General features: G+C 67.0%; 1 protein-coding gene. It reads left to right on the forward strand.

The features are described from left to right. A partial coding sequence (locus ACLQ2O_RS41955; protein ID WP_425843488.1) for a transposase occupies positions 1–285 on the forward strand: 285 nt, incomplete at both ends.

Genomic DNA, 285 nt, shown 5'->3' on the forward strand with positions numbered 1-285 from the left:
ACCAAGATCCACGTCCTCACCGATGTCCTCGGCCGCCCCGGCGTCCTCCTGCTGACGCCGGGCAATGCCAGCGATGTCACCACCGCCCCAGCCGTGCTCGCCGAGGCGCCCGGTCGGATCCGTCATCTGACCGCCGACAAGGGCTACGACGCCGACTGGCTCCGGACCGACCTACGGGAAAAAGGCATCACGCCGATCATCCCCGGCAAGCGCGGCCGCAAGCGGAAGATCCGCCACGACAAACGCCGCTACGGCGAACGGTGGCGGATTGAAGCTACCTTCTAT

Source organism: Kribbella sp. DT2, from assembly GCF_049844575.1.
Taxonomy (GTDB): Bacteria; Actinomycetota; Actinomycetes; order Propionibacteriales; family Kribbellaceae; genus Kribbella.